Consider the following 14,552-nt stretch of genomic DNA (forward strand, 5'->3'; position numbering starts at 1 on the left):
GAGGGGGCTTGCCCCCGATAGCTGTGCCACAGACACCACAGAACCCAAGCCTGCTACCATGCGCGCCTACACCTCTGCCGTGACGACGCCAGCCAATGCCCAGCGCTTCCCAACCCTCTTTGAACACCGTGCTCACCCACTTCCATGACCTGATCGTGCCGCTGTGGCAGGGCCCAGGCTGGAATGCCGAGCTGGCGTTGCCTTACGAGGCGCTGGACGCCGATCACCATCCTTTGCCGCCGCAACGCTACCGCGCCATGGCCTGCGCCCGGCAGTTGTATCTGTTCGCCAGCCTGATCGGCCAACCCGATGCCGAGTTTGCCCAAGTGCGGGCAGCCGCATTGTTTCGCTCCTTGCAGCGGCACTTCCACGACGCCGAACACGGCGGCTGGTTCTACAGCATCGACCCCGCCGGCCAGGCGCTGGACATGCGCAAAGACCTCTACACCCACGCATTCATCATCTTCGCCTGTGCCCATTACTGGGCCAAGGTGCGCGAACCGTTGGTGGAATCGGTACTCAATGCGGCCCTGGAAGTCGTCGCGCAACGCTTCGCCACAGATGACGGCCTGTACGAAGCCGTACTGGAGCGCAACTGGTCGTCGCTCGATTCCGGCCCGTTGCAGAACCCGTTGATGCATTTGGCCGAAGGCTTTCTGGCCACCCTCGCGGTGCGTGAGGACGCCACCGTGCAAGCCGCTCTGCTCAGCCTGGCAACCGCTATGCAACAGCGCTTCATCGACCGCCAGCACGGCGTGATGATGGAAAAACCGCTGGGTGCTGTGGATAACTGGTTTGAGCCCGGGCACCAGTTCGAATGGTTCTTTTTGCTGGAATCGTCGGATGTGCTGCGCGGTACGCCGTTGCACGCTTCACTGACGCGGGCGTTTGCCTATGCCGAACTCAAGGGTGTGGATAACGTGACCGGCGCGGTCAGCGGCATGCTTGCCCTCGATGGCAGCGTGCGCGACGGCACCCAACGCATTTGGGCCCAGGCCGAATACCTGCGCGCGCTGACCCTGCGCCCCAACAGCCAAGCGGTGTTGCAACGCCAATTGCTGGCGCTGCAGCAGCATTTCCTGCACGACAAAGGCTGGCACGAATGCCTGGATGCCAACGGCGCCGTGAGCCGACGGGACATGCCGTCGACCACGCCATATCACTTGGCGACCTGCTACCAGGGCCTTACGCAATCCACTTACGATCTGCGGTAAAGCTGATCGTCAACCAGCGCGCCGCATCCGGCTTGCCGAGCCCTGTGGATATCTCTTCGCGCAATCCGTCTAGGGTCGCAACGTTATCCACCGGGTAATCCGCTGGCAACACCACATGGATTTCGATAAACCGAGCGCGTCCATGCTTCTGCACGTACGACACGTACTCTTCGAAACCATGTCTAGCCGTCGCGGCGTCCATAACCTCGCGCACCTTGTCGTCCAGATGATCCGGGGCAATCCCCAGCACGTCGCGCAACGCCGGGCGCAGGATCTTGAACGCCGGCGCCAGCATGCTCAGGGCCAGCAGGATAAGGATCATGGGGTCGACATACACCGCCCATTCGCCATAGCCCTGGGACTTGAGCAACAGCGCGGCCAGGAAGCTGATCAGCAGCCCCACCGACAGCATCGCGTCCACCAGCCAACTGATGTTATCGAACTGGATCAACGACGATTTCAGTGCGCGGTTGCGATAACGCACATAGAAGAAATAGCCGAACTCGACGACGGTAAACACCGCCGCGTAGATGATCACCAGGCCCAATTCGACCTCGCGCCCGCCATTGATAATGCCGAACACACCGTTGAGAAACGCATAGATAGCGATCAGCAGCAGGAAACTGCCTTCGATCAACAGCACCATGGGTTCCAAGTGCCAGTAGCCAAATTGGAAACGCTCGTTGCTTTTCTTGGCGATCAGCTTGGCCGTGATCAGCATCAGCACCTTGATGGCGGTGGCGATCAGCGAGAAAAAGCCGTCGAACAGAATGGATTGGGCGCCGGATATCACGCCCGTGACAATCCCGGCGATCGCGACTGCGAACATCAGAATCGTCGATTGTTTGAGCAGTGCCTGCTCACCTCGGTTACTCACATTGCCTCCCGTCAAAACCCTGAATCCGCACGATACGGAGCGGCTTTCAGACAGGGAGTGTACCTTATGTCGTGTTTTGGCCGATTTGACGCCATCGGGGGCAAGCCCCCTCCCACAGTTGACCAGTGCACATCTTAGGTTTGTGAACACGGTCGAGTGTGGGAGGGGGCTTGCCCCCGATAGCAGCGACTCGGTCTAACGCCTTACTTGGCCCCCCGCTCAATCGCAAACCCAGCCCAGCTCTGGCTCACCGGCATCAACTCCAGGCGGTTGATATTGACGTGCGCCGGAGTGTTGAGCACCCAGAAAATAGTGTCGGCGATATCCTGCGGCTGAATCGGCTCGGCGCCGGCGTAGGTGGCGTCGTATCGCGCCTGGTCACCGCCAAAACGTACCAGGGAGAACTCGCTTTCGCACAGGCCCGGCTCGATGTTGGTCACGCGCACGCCGGTGCCTTGCAGGTCGCAGCGCAGGTTCAGGGAGAACTGTTTGACGAACGCCTTGGAGCCGCCGTACACATGGCTGCCCGGGTATGGGTAGCTGCCGGCGATGGAGCCCAGGTTGATGATGCCCGCGCCCCGGCCATGGGCGATCAAACGTGGCAGCAGCAGATGGGTGGTGGTCAGCAGGCCTTTGATATTGGTATCGACCATGGTTTCCCAGTCGTCCAGGTTGCACTTGGGCGCGGGGTCGGTGCCCACCGCCAGGCCGGCGTTGTTGATCAAGCCGCGCAGGGTGGCAAACGACGGCGGCAGGTTAGCGATCGCGTCTTCCATGCCCTTGCGGTCACGCACGTCCACTACCAGGCCGTGCACTTCGGTCTGCTTGGAAAGTTCTTCCACCAGCGCATTCAAACGCTCGGCACGCCGGCCAGTGAGCACCAGTTTCCAGCCAGCCTGGGCGAAGCGACGAGCGCAGGCTTCGCCGAAACCTGAAGTGGCGCCAGTAATAAACAGCGTGTCGGACATGGTGTTCTCCTTGCGAGCGACGGGAAAAAATCAGCCAGCAGAATGCCCGTCCACCGCCGTTGCGGCAACCGCTAAGCGCAAGCACTGCGGCATGACTGGTTATTTTATGATCACTCGGCTCAAACCCTTGTACTGCGTAGCCTGTAGCCATATGCACGCAGGTTATCCACAGCTGCGCCCACAGTCTTTGGGGGCAAGTTCAAACCGGCCAAACCCGCTGTATACAAGGGCTGCGGGCTGTTTCGGAAAGTATTTTGCTTGACCTTCAGCGAGGCCTATGTAGGCCCGACACACGCTGAAAAATCCGCGCGATGGCTCCAGGCCAGTTATTTCGGCCCCTGCGGAGGTCTTTCCAGAGTTTAATCACAGACTTATCCACAGGCTTAACGGACATAATTCGGTCATATACCTGTGTCTTTAAACAGGTTGACAAACCCCTCGAACGCTCACGAAAAAACCACTGCTCAAAAAACAACCGCCAGGCTACAGGCCGCGGAAACAGAGGCTTTCAGCCAGCTACTCCCACGTTACCCACAGCCGGTTCCACAGTGGATGGGGACAAGTCAAAACTGTGACAAAACAGCGATTTGCGGCGGCTATATGTCGCGCTTTGGAGGGAGGCTGGATTTGTTTTCCACAATTTGGATCAGCCTTGTGGATCACTCAAAACAAATGCGGGGAGGAGCTTGCCCCCTCCCCCACGTCCTCAGTGCCCGCCGAGATAGGCGTTGCGCACTTCCTCGTTCACCAACAGCTCCTTGCCGGTGCCGGTCAGGCGAATCTCACCGTTGACCATCACATAGGCGCGGTCCGACAGACGCAACGCGTGGTTGGCATTCTGTTCCACCAGGAAGATCGTCATCCCGGTCGCCGCCAATTCGCGCAGGGTGGAAAAGATCTGCTTCACCACAATCGGCGCCAGCCCCAGGCTCGGTTCATCCAGCAGCAACAACTTGGGCCGGCTCATCAACGCACGGGCGATGGCGAGCATTTGCTGCTCGCCGCCGGACATGGTCATGGCGCGCTGGTTACGCCGCTCCTTGAGGCGCGGGAAGAGCTCGAACATGCGCTGCATGTCTTCGCTGGCGAACTTGTCACCGATCGGGATGGTGCCCATCAGCAGGTTTTCCTCGACGGTCATGTCGGGGAACACCCGCCGCCCTTCCGGCGACTGCGCGATGCCGTTGGAGGCGATGTAGTGGGACGACTTGTGGGTAATGTCGACGCCGTTGTAGAGGATCTGCCCGGACTCGGCCCGAGGCTGGCCGAAGATCGACATCAACAGTGTGGACTTACCCGCACCGTTGGAGCCGATCAGGCTGACGGTTTCGCCTTCGTTGATGTGCAGCGAGACTTTTTTCAGGGCCTGGATCGGGCCGTAGAACACGTCCAATTCCTTCATTTCGAGGATAGGTGCACTCATACCAGCTCCTCTTCGTCAGCGCCCAGGTAAGCAGCGATCACTTTCGGGTCGTTGCGGATCGCATCCGGCCCGCCTTCGGCGATCACGTTGCCGTGGTCCAGCACCACGATGTGGTCGGAAATATTCATCACCATGCCCATGTCGTGTTCAATCAGCACCACCGTCAGGTCGTGTTCGTCGCGTAACAGGCGAATCATCGCGCTCAGAGCTTCGGTTTCCTGAGGGTTGAGGCCCGCCGCCGGCTCGTCCAGGCAGATGATCTGCGGCCGGGTGCACATGGCCCGGGCGATTTCCAGGCGCCGCTGCTGGCCGTAGGAAAGCTCGCCGGCCAGACGGTTGGCGCAGTCCACCAGGTCCACCACTTCCAACCAGTAGAACGCATGGTCGAGGGCATCGCTCTCGGCCTTACGGTAGCCCTTGGTGTTGAGGATGCCCGCCAACATATTGCGGTTGACCCACATGTGCTGGGCCACCAGCAGGTTTTCCACCACGGACATTTCCTTGAACAGGCGAATGTTCTGGAACGTACGCGCCAGCCCCGCCCGGTTCACCAGATGGGTGCCGCCGAACATCTTGTAGTAGACGCGGCTGAGGAAGCTTTTCGGCGATACAAAATCGGTGGCCTGGAAGCGCTCGCCCAGCAGTTGGATCACATTGGTCTGCTTGCCCCGCACGTTGAGCTCGATCTTGCCGCCACTGGCTTTGTAGAAACCGGTGAGGCAGTTGAACACCGTGGTCTTGCCGGCGCCGTTCGGGCCGATCAGGGCGAAGATCGAGTTGCGTTCGACCTTGAGGCTCACATCGCTCAAGGCCTTGATGCCACCGAAGTGCATCATCAGGTGTTCCACGCAAAGCACAACTTCCTTGCTCATGGCGCCACTCCTTTACGTGGTGTCACGCCGGTACGGCTGATGCGGATCAAACCGCGCGGTCGCCAGATCATCATCACCACCATCAACACCCCGAACAGCAATACACGGTACTCGGAGAAACTGCGCAGCAGTTCCGGCGCCACGGTCAACACGAACGCCGCGATCACCACGCCCACCGTCGAGCCCATACCGCCCAACACCACAATGGCCAGGATCAGTGCCGACTCGAAGAAGGTGAACGACGACGGGTTGACGAACCCCTGATAGCTGGCAAAGAACACCCCGGCCAAACCTGCCGTCGAGGCGCCAATGGTGAACGCCGAGAGCTTGACCAGTACGTGGTTCAGGCCCATGGAGCGGCAAGCAATCTCATCTTCGCGCAGGGCTTCCCAGGCGCGGCCCACCGGCATGCGCGTGAGGCGGTGCTTGATGTACAGCACAGCCAGCACCACCAAAAACAGCACGATGTAGATGAACATGAACTTGATGTTGGGGTTGTAATCGATGCCGAAGAACTCGTGGAACGGTACCCCGCCCTCCTTCGCTCTGCGCCCGAACTCCAGACCCAGAAAGGTCGGCGAAGGCACGGGCATGCCGTTCGGGCCGCCGGTGAACGACAGCCAGTTATTGAGCACCAGCCGGATGATTTCACCGAAGCCCAGGGTCACGATGGCCAGGTAGTCGCCGTGCATGCGCAACACCGGGAAGCCGAGGATACACCCCGCCAACGCCGCAGCGACGGCCGCCAATGGCAGCACCGACCAGAAGCCCAGGCCCAGGTATTGGTAACCCAGCGCCAGACCGTAGGCCCCGATGGCGTAGAACGCCACATAACCCAGATCGAGCAGCCCGGCCAGGCCAACCACGATGTTCAGGCCCAAGCCCAGTAACACGTAGATCAGCCCGAGGATCACCACGGTCAACAAGTACTTGTTGGCAAAGATCGGGAACACGATGGCGATCACGATCAACGCCGGAATGATCCAGCGCAGCCGCGATTTGTAGTCCGGTGCCAGCACATGCACGCCGGAGCCACTGCTTTCGAAGCCCTGCAGGATCTTCACGCCCTTGGGGGTTTGCAGGAACAGGCTCATGGCAAAGCGGCCGACCATCACAATGGCGACCAGCAAGCCCACACGGGCGGGTTCCAGGTTGAAGCTGTAGCCGTCGAGGACCACGCCGACGATCGGACCGAACACGATCAGCGAAATCAGCCCGGCAAGGACCGTATCGACGACACTTTTCTTGATATCGATGGGTTTGGCAGCAGACATGTTTTACACCTTAGCCACGAGCGGACGACCCAGCAGGCCCTGAGGACGGAAAATCAGAATCACCACCAGCAGGGAGAAACTGAACACGTCTTTGTAGTCAGAGTTGATCAACCCCGAGAACAGCGATTCGGAGATCCCGAGGATGATCCCGCCGAGCATCGCCCCAGGTAGGGAGCCGATGCCGCCGAGTACCGCTGCGGTAAACGCCTTGATGCCGATGATGAAGCCGGCATAGAAGTCGAATGTGCCGTAGTTGAGGGTGATCAATACGCCGGCCAGGGCCGCCATGGCGGCACCGATCACAAACACGTAGGAGATCACGCGGTCGGTGTTGATCCCCAGGATCGAGGCCATCTTGCGGTCTTGCTGAGTGGCGCGGCACATGCGGCCGAGCTTGGTGTACTTGATGACGTAGGTGAGCAATGCCATGCCGGCGAAGGCCGCCAGCAGGATGAACACCTTGGTGTAGGTGAGCTGCACGAAGCCGGTGCCGATATCCACACGCCATGCGCCGGCGAGCAGCGTCGGCACGCCTTGTTGCTTGGCGCCCTGGGCGATCTGTGCGTAGTTCTGCAGGATCAATGAGATGCCGATGGCACTGATCAGCGGCGCCAGTCGGGTGGAGTTGCGCAGCGGTTTATAGGCGACACGTTCGATGACCCACCCGTAAACGCCAGTGACGACCACGGTAAAGATCAAGGTGCCGAGAATGAGCAGCGGGAAGGATTCGATGCCGAAGTAAGCCAGCAGTGCCAGACTGATCGCCGCGAGGTAAGCGGAAATCATATAAACCTCGCCGTGGGCGAAGTTGATCATGCCAATGATGCCATAGACCATTGTGTAGCCGATGGCGATCAGGCCATAGACCGACCCGAGGGTCAGGCCGTTGACCAGTTGCTGCAGGAAAATACCATCCATAACGCAATCTCACGCGGTGAGCACCTGCACACCCGGAGGTGCGCGGCGCTTCTGGAGGAAAAGTCAGATCTCAATCACAACGCAGTCCCAATGTTGGAGGGGGCTTGCCCCCGATGTGGTGGGTCAGCTAGACAACCGTTGACTGACACACCGCTATCGGGGGCAAGCCCCCTCTCACATGGATTACTTCTGCTTTTCCAACTGATGGTATTTGCCGTCTTTATCCCACTGGTAAACCACGTAGTCGGAGACTTTCAGGTCGCCTTTGGCATCCCAGTTCTTCTCGCCCATCACGGTTTTGACCGGGTGGGCCTTGAGCCACTTGGCCGCGTCTTCGCCTTTGTTGGATTTGGCGCCATTGAAGCCGGCGGCCAGGGCCTGGAGCGAGGCATAGGCATACAGGGTGTAGCCTTCCGGCTCGTAGCCCGCTTTGCGGAACTCTTCCACCACGGCCTTGCTGTCCGGCAGCAGACGCGGGTCGGCACCGAAGGTCATGTACACGCCGTCGACGTATTGCGCGCCACCGGCAGTGGCCACCAGCTCGTCGGTGACGATACCGTCATCGGACATGAACTTAACGTCCTTGAGACCCTGCTCGCGCAACTGACGCACCAGCGGGCCGGCTTCCGGGTGCAGGCCGCCGAAGTACACGACGTCGGCACCGGTGGAACGGATCTTGGTGACCAGGGCGCTGAAGTCTTTCTCGCCGCGGGTCAGGCCTTCTTCCAGCACCGGCTTGACGCCACGCTTGGTCAGCTGCGCCGAGGTGGCGTCGGCCAGACCTTTACCGTAGGTGTCCTTGTCGTTGATCACCGCGACTTTCTTGCCCTTGAGCACATCAACGATGTAGTCGCCGGCCACGATGCCTTGCTGGTCGTCACGCCCGCACATACGGAACATGGCGCCCAAGCCGCGCTCGGTCACTTGGGGGTTGGTGGAGCCTGGGGTGATTGCGATCACGCCGGCCTCGTCGTACACCTCGGACGCGGGGATGGTGTTCGACGAGCAGAAGTGCCCGACCACGCCAATCACTTTGTCCTGGTCCACCAGGCGGTTGGCCACGGCCACGGCTTGCTTGGGTTCGCATGCGTCGTCACCGGCTACCAGCACGATTTTCTCGCCGTTGATACCGCCAGTCTTGTTCAGGGCGTCGGCCGCTGCCTGGGCACCCTTCATATACTGCTCACCGAACGACGCGTTGGCGCCGGTCATCGGCCCCGCTACGCCGATCTTCACATCAGCTTGAACAAACGTAGAAACACCCAGCGCCGCTGCAACGGCGAGAGCAAGAAAGCCTTTCTTGTAAAACGTCTGGGACATGAGTGGTGCTCCGATATTTTTGATTATTGGCACGACAACTTGCATTCAAACCTTTCACCGAAAGCTCAGAGCAAGCCTCGTGCCATTACGTTTTTATTCTTCAAAAAGACACGGTGTCATTGTTATTACAGGTGTTTCGGCTCCGCTCGCCAGGACGTGCAACCCCCTGGCGCGCGCAGGCGCAACCGCAAGCCCGAAAAGGTACAACCTCTACCGGTGCCACCTGCAACCAGAACCACAAACGACAGTTCCTACAGCGGTAACCCAAGGCGTAACGGAACTGCACATTTACAGTGCGTGATTGCTACGACTTGCACCAATACAGATTAGTAGCCTGCTAAGAAAACGCAGGGATTTGAAGGGTATTTCGCTGATCAGATGACAATCCTCAAGCATTGCCCCGCGTGATACAGCGAGAATCCTGCCTCATACAGGCAGCTGCGCAGGCCCACCGCCGCCAACGGCTGCATCGGCGCAAACGGAATCGGCAATGTCTGGGGATTCTGGTGACAGAGGTAGTCGGCAAACGCCTTGCCCACCACACTGCCGGTGGTCACGCCGCGGCCGTTGTAGCCAGTGACCGCCACCAGCCCCGGGGCCGGTTCGAACAGGCGCATCAAATGGTCGGGGGTGAAGGCAATGCAGCCGGTCCAGGTGTACTCCCACTGCACCGATTTGAGGTAAGGAAAATAGTGCTGCTGCACCCGATCGGCCCACGCCTTGAGAAACCATGCCGGTTTCTGGTTGCCGTTGCCCAGGCTACCCAGCAACAACCGGCCATCGGCATCGCGGCGGATGCTGCTCAAGACCTGGCGGGTGTCCCAGGAGCCCTGACCGCCAGGCAGGATTTGCCGCGCAGCATCGTCACTCAAAGGCGCCGACGCGACCTGATAGTAGTAACCGGGGAAAAAGTTGCGGCGCAGCTCGGTCCATTCGCCTTCGGTGTAGGCGTTGGAAGCGATCACCACCTGTGCCGCCCGCACCGCACCGTGCTCGGTTTGCACCGACCAGTTCGAGCCCTGGCGTTCCAGTTGGGTCACCGGGGAATGGTCGAACAACTGACCGCCGAGCCCCATGGCGGCGTTGGCCAAACCACTGGTGTAGGCCATCGGGTTCAAGGTCCCCGCGCGCCGATCCAGCAACGCAGCAGCGATCTTTTTGGTGCCCGTGGCTTGCTCGCACGCCTGGCCGGTGAGTAATTCCACCGGCGCGCCACGGCGCTTCCATTGTTCTTCACGACTGCGCAGATCCGCCTCGCCACGGGCGTTATGCGCCATGTGCAACGTGCCCTCGCGACGCAGTTGGCAATCGATGTTGTATTTGTCGATCAGGCTGAACACCAGCGCCGGCGCCGCACCCAACATGCGGTTGAGCTGGCTGCCCACCGCTTCGCCGAAGCCGGCTTCGATATCGTCAGGGGGAATCCACAAGCCGGCGTTGACCAGCCCGACATTGCGCCCCGAACCACCGTGCCCGGTGCGATGAGCCTCCAGCACGGCGACGCTCTTTCCCTGTTCCAGCAAGTGAATGGCCGCCGACAGGCCGGTGATTCCGGCGCCGATTACGCACACATCCACGTTGACCTCGCCCTTGAGCGCGGCGCGATCCGGCCGGCTGGGGGTGAGGTGTTCCCACAAACATGTTTCGCGTAATGCCATTGCCAGACTCCGATGAGACCCAACAAACAACCATCTTGATGTGCTAGTGCGATCAAATGTGGGAGGGGGCAAGCCCTCTCCCCAGATTCAGTCCAACGTGCAGTAATCAGTCGAAAGTAATGCCCTGCGCCAACGGCAACTCCAGCGAATAGTTCACGGTGTTGGTCTGGCGCCGCATATAGCCGCGCCAGGCATCCGAACCCGATTCACGCCCGCCGCCGGTCTCTTTCTCACCGCCAAACGCGCCGCCAATCTCCGCGCCGCTGGGGCCGATGTTGACGTTGGCGATGCCGCAGTCACTGCCCACCGCCGACATGAACTGCTCGGCTTCACGCACGTCGGTGGTGAAAATGCACGAGGACAGGCCCTGCGGCACGGCGTTGTTCAAGCGCAGGGCTTCGGCGAAATCGGTATAGCCGACTACGTAGAGGATCGGCGCAAAGGTCTCAGTGCACACCACATCGCTTTGCTCGGGCATTTCCACAATGGCCGGCGACACGTAGTAAGCGTTGGGGTACTTGTCTTCCAGCTGGCGCTTGCCGCCGAATACCTTGCCGCCTTCGCTCAAGGCTTGCTCCAGGGCATCCTGCATAGCGTCGAAACCGTGTTTGTCGATCAGCGGGCCGATCAGGTTGCCTTCCAGAGGATGGCCGATGCGCACTTTTGCATAGGCGGCCTTGAGGCGGGTGACGATTTCTTCTTTGACCGACTCATGGGCGATCAAGCGACGCAGGGTGGTGCAACGCTGGCCGGCGGTGCCGACGGCGCTGAACAAAATAGCGCGCACCGCCATGTCCAGGTCGGCGCTCGGGCCAAGGATCATGGCATTGTTGCCGCCCAGCTCGAGAATGCTGCGGGCAAAGCGCGCGGCGACCTTAGGCGCCACTTCGCGGCCCATGCGGGTGCTGCCGGTGGCGCTGATCAGGGCCACGCGCGGGTCATCCACCAGCGCGGCGCCGGCGTCGCGGCCGCCGATGATCACCTGGCTCAGGTACTCGGGGGCATCGCTGAAGTTTTTCACCACGCGCTCGAACAGCGCCTGGCAGGCCAGGGCGGTGAGCGGGGTCTTTTCCGACGGTTTCCAAATCACAGCGTTGCCGCACACCAGTGCCAGCGCGGTGTTCCACGCCCACACCGCGACCGGAAAGTTGAACGCGCTGATCACGCCGACCACCCCCAGTGGGTGCCAGGTTTCACGCATATGGTGGCCAGGGCGCTCAGAGGCGATGGTCAAACCGTACAACTGACGCGACAGGCCGACGGCGAAGTCGCAGATGTCGATCATTTCCTGCACTTCACCCAAACCTTCCTGAGTGATCTTGCCGGCTTCCCAGGACACAAGCTCACCCAGGTCGGCCTTGTATTGACGCAGTACGTCACCGAACTGGCGCACCAGCTCACCGCGACGTGGTGCGGGCACCTTGCGCCAGGCCTCGAATGCATGCTCGGCGCGACTGACCTGTTGCTCCACCTCGGCGGCACCCTCCCAGTGCACGCTGCCGATACGGCTGCCATCGATCGGCGAATGCACGGGCTGTTTCCCCGACTGGTACAACGCCGGGTTCACCCCGAGACGATCAAGCAATGCGGCAACCATGGGTCACTCCTTTAATCTGCGTACAAAAAACGCCGCGGCCCGCACGGCGATCCAAAGCTTATTTGTAGCTGGCCCAAGACTTGCCAACAAACGACGATTAGGCGAGATATCATTCCGTTTATTCATGCCAAGAATAAAAAGAGGCACCCCGTGCTGAACAAAAGACATTTGCCTTCGATCACCGCCTTGCAGTGTTTCGAAGCCGCCACTCGCCACCTGAGCTTCACCCGCGCCGCCGAGGAACTGAACCTCACCCAGAGCGCGGTGAGCAAACAGGTGGCGCAATTGGAAGAGTTGCTGCAACACCTGCTGTTCCGCCGCGTGCGCCGGCGCTTGCAGATGACCCCGGCGGGCGAACTGTATTTGGTGGAAGTGCGCAAGATCCTCACGCAGGTGGAGATGTCCACCCATTACCTGCGCTCTTACGGCGGCGAGACCGAAGTGCTGCGGGTGTCCACGCCCTACACCTTCGGCGCGCGCTGGCTGGTGCCACGCCTCAAGGGCTGGCGCTTGCGGCACCCACAGATCCATTTGGACCTGTGCAACGAACAGGAGCCGGACGAACTGCTGCAAGGCAAGGCCGACATGGCCTTCTACTTCGGCCCGGGTTCACGCCCTGGCACCGAGAGCCTGAAGCTGTTCAGCGAAGAACTGGTACCGGTGTGCGCCCCGGAAAGCCTGCCCGCGCAGCCCTTTACCGACCCGACCCAATTGAGCGAACTGGTACTGCTGCAAAACGCTTCGCGGCCTCAAGGCTGGCACGACTGGTTCGCCAGCCAGGGCTACCACACCGAGCACAGCTACCACGGCCCGCGTTTCGACACTTTCTATATGTGCATCCGCGCGGCGCAGGTGGGATGCGGCGTGGCGTTGTTACCGCGTTTTCTGGTGGAAGAAGAACTGGCCGACGGCAAGCTCGTGATCCCCTGGCAGCATGCGATGCCCAGCCAGGATGCGTATTACCTGGCTTACCCGGAGCACGCGGCCGAAGTGCCCAAGGTGCGCGAATTTGTGAAGTGGATGATGGAGCAGGTGATTTAGTGCCTGGAGTGGAATGCATTTCAAATGTGGGAGGGGGCTTGCCCCCGATGAGGCCAGTGGCCTCACCGAAAAAATGTCTGGCAAAACCCCTCAGGTCTATGCGCCACTAGCCCCCTTTCTTAATTGTGCGTAAAGGTCGGCCCCCTCGCCGACCCATCTGGAGATTCCCGTTATGAGCGAGAGTGTGTTTGCCGATCGCATCGTGCAGAACCTGCTCGACACCGACTTCTACAAACTGACCATGATGCAGGCGGTGCTGCACAACTACCCCAACGTGGAAGTTGAATGGGAATTCCGTTGCCGTAACAGCGAAGACTTGCGCCCCTACCTGGCGGAGATCCGCTACCAGATCGAGCGCCTCGCCGAGCTGAGCCTGAGCCCGGATCAGCTGGGTTTTCTGGAGCGCATCAGCTTTATGAAGCCGGACTTTCTGCGCTTCCTGGGGCTGTTCCGCTTCAACCTGCGCTATGTGCAGACCGGCATCGAGAACGGCGAGCTGTTTATCCGCCTGCGCGGGCCATGGCTGCATGTGATCCTGTTCGAAGTGCCGTTGCTTGCCATCGTCAGCGAAGTGCGCAACCGCTACCGCTACCAGACGGTGATCCTCGAACAAGCGCGCGAGCAGTTGTACCGCAAGTTCGACTGGCTGACGGCCAACGCCAGCAGCGACGAGCTGTCGGAGCTGCAAGTGGCCGACTTCGGCACCCGTCGGCGCTTCTCGTACCGGGTGCAGGAAGAAGTGGTCAGTGTGCTCAAACATGACTTCCCCGGCCGATTCGTCGGCACCAGCAACGTGCACCTGGCCCGCGAGTTCGACATGAAACCCCTGGGCACCATGGCCCATGAATGGATCATGGCCCATCAGCAGCTCGGCCCGCGCCTGATCGACAGCCAGATCGCCGCGCTCGATTGCTGGGTTCGCGAATACCGTGGCCTGCTGGGTATCGCCCTGACCGACTGCATCACCACCGACGCGTTCCTCGGCGACTTCGATCTGTACTTCGCCAAACTCTTCGACGGCCTGCGCCATGACTCCGGCGACCCGGTGCAGTGGGCGGAAAAAGCCATCACTCACTATCACAAGCTGGGTATCGAGCCGATGAGCAAGACCCTGGTGTTTTCCGACAGCCTGTCGCTGCCCAAGGCCCTGGAGATTTTCCGCGCATTGCGGGGCCGCATTAATGTGAGCTTCGGTATCGGCACCAACCTGACCTGTGACATTCCAGGGGTGGAGCCCATGAGCATTGTGCTTAAAATGACCGCCTGCAATGGCCAGCCGGTGGCGAAGATTTCCGATGAGCCGGGCAAGACCCAATGCACCGACCCGAATTTCGTCGCCTATTTGCGTCACGTTTTCAAAGTACCTGCCCTATCCAGCAAGGAGTGAACC

General features: G+C 60.4%; 12 protein-coding genes. 3 read left to right on the forward strand and 9 right to left on the reverse strand.

The genetic code is table 11. The features are described 5' to 3' along the window. Positions 1-95: 95 nt before the first annotated feature. The gene (locus tag ABX75_RS02340) at positions 96-1,214 is read left to right on the forward strand and encodes an AGE family epimerase/isomerase (RefSeq protein WP_034111545.1); all 1,119 of its coding nucleotides are present in this window, start codon (positions 96-98) and stop codon (positions 1,212-1,214) included. Here the strand turns inward: ABX75_RS02340 and ABX75_RS02345 are convergent. The 9 genes from ABX75_RS02345 to ABX75_RS02385 all read right to left on the reverse strand — a co-directional run bounded on the left by ABX75_RS02345 (position 1,186) and on the right by ABX75_RS02385 (position 12,121). Beyond that, positions 1,186-2,091: a cation diffusion facilitator family transporter gene (locus tag ABX75_RS02345; RefSeq protein ID WP_047881397.1), complete on the reverse strand. Its 906-nt coding sequence runs from the start codon at positions 2,089-2,091 to the stop codon at positions 1,186-1,188. The genes ABX75_RS02340 and ABX75_RS02345 overlap by 29 nt on opposite strands. Before the next feature lie 203 nt (positions 2,092-2,294). Beyond that, on the reverse strand, positions 2,295-3,059 hold the full coding sequence (locus ABX75_RS02350) for an SDR family oxidoreductase (RefSeq protein ID WP_034095635.1): 765 nt from the start codon (positions 3,057-3,059) through the stop codon (positions 2,295-2,297). 706 nt (positions 3,060-3,765) lie between these two features. Next, positions 3,766-4,482 (reverse strand): ABC transporter ATP-binding protein, encoded by a 717-nt coding sequence (locus ABX75_RS02355; RefSeq protein ID WP_034095634.1) that lies wholly within the window; start codon positions 4,480-4,482, stop codon positions 3,766-3,768. Continuing rightward, positions 4,479-5,354: an ABC transporter ATP-binding protein gene (locus ABX75_RS02360; protein WP_034095633.1), complete on the reverse strand. Its 876-nt coding sequence runs from the start codon at positions 5,352-5,354 to the stop codon at positions 4,479-4,481. Before ABX75_RS02360 ends, ABX75_RS02355 begins: the two co-directional genes overlap by 4 nt. Next, on the reverse strand, positions 5,351-6,628 hold the full coding sequence (livM, locus tag ABX75_RS02365) for a high-affinity branched-chain amino acid ABC transporter permease LivM (protein WP_034095632.1): 1,278 nt from the start codon (positions 6,626-6,628) through the stop codon (positions 5,351-5,353). Before livM ends, ABX75_RS02360 begins: the two co-directional genes overlap by 4 nt. A gap of 3 nt (positions 6,629-6,631) precedes the next feature. Then, positions 6,632-7,546: a branched-chain amino acid ABC transporter permease gene (locus tag ABX75_RS02370; protein WP_034095631.1), complete on the reverse strand. Its 915-nt coding sequence runs from the start codon at positions 7,544-7,546 to the stop codon at positions 6,632-6,634. 183 nt (positions 7,547-7,729) lie between these two features. Continuing rightward, complete coding sequence (locus ABX75_RS02375) at positions 7,730-8,866, reverse strand: branched-chain amino acid ABC transporter substrate-binding protein (RefSeq protein ID WP_034095630.1); 1,137 nt, start codon at positions 8,864-8,866, stop codon at positions 7,730-7,732. A 374-nt stretch (positions 8,867-9,240) separates the two neighbouring features. Next, positions 9,241-10,524 carry an FAD-binding oxidoreductase gene (locus ABX75_RS02380; protein WP_047881398.1) on the reverse strand — a complete coding sequence of 428 codons (1,284 nt, stop codon included), beginning with the start codon at positions 10,522-10,524 and terminating at the stop codon, positions 9,241-9,243. Between the two features lie 106 nt (positions 10,525-10,630). After that, positions 10,631-12,121 carry an aldehyde dehydrogenase family protein gene (locus ABX75_RS02385; RefSeq protein WP_047881399.1) on the reverse strand — a complete coding sequence of 497 codons (1,491 nt, stop codon included), beginning with the start codon at positions 12,119-12,121 and terminating at the stop codon, positions 10,631-10,633. Between the two features lie 150 nt (positions 12,122-12,271). Here ABX75_RS02385 and ABX75_RS02390 point away from each other — a divergent pair, with 150 nt between their 5' ends. Then, entirely contained in the window at positions 12,272-13,162 is an 891-nt protein-coding gene (locus ABX75_RS02390) for a LysR family transcriptional regulator (RefSeq protein ID WP_034111537.1), read from the forward strand. 172 nt (positions 13,163-13,334) lie between these two features. Next, positions 13,335-14,549, forward strand: a complete 1,215-nt coding sequence (gene pncB / locus ABX75_RS02395) for a nicotinate phosphoribosyltransferase (protein ID WP_034095626.1) — start codon at positions 13,335-13,337, stop codon at positions 14,547-14,549. Positions 14,550-14,552: the final 3 nt, after the last annotated feature.

This window comes from Pseudomonas sp. ARP3 (assembly GCF_001029595.1).
Taxonomy (GTDB): Bacteria; Pseudomonadota; Gammaproteobacteria; order Pseudomonadales; family Pseudomonadaceae; genus Aquipseudomonas; species Aquipseudomonas rhodesiae.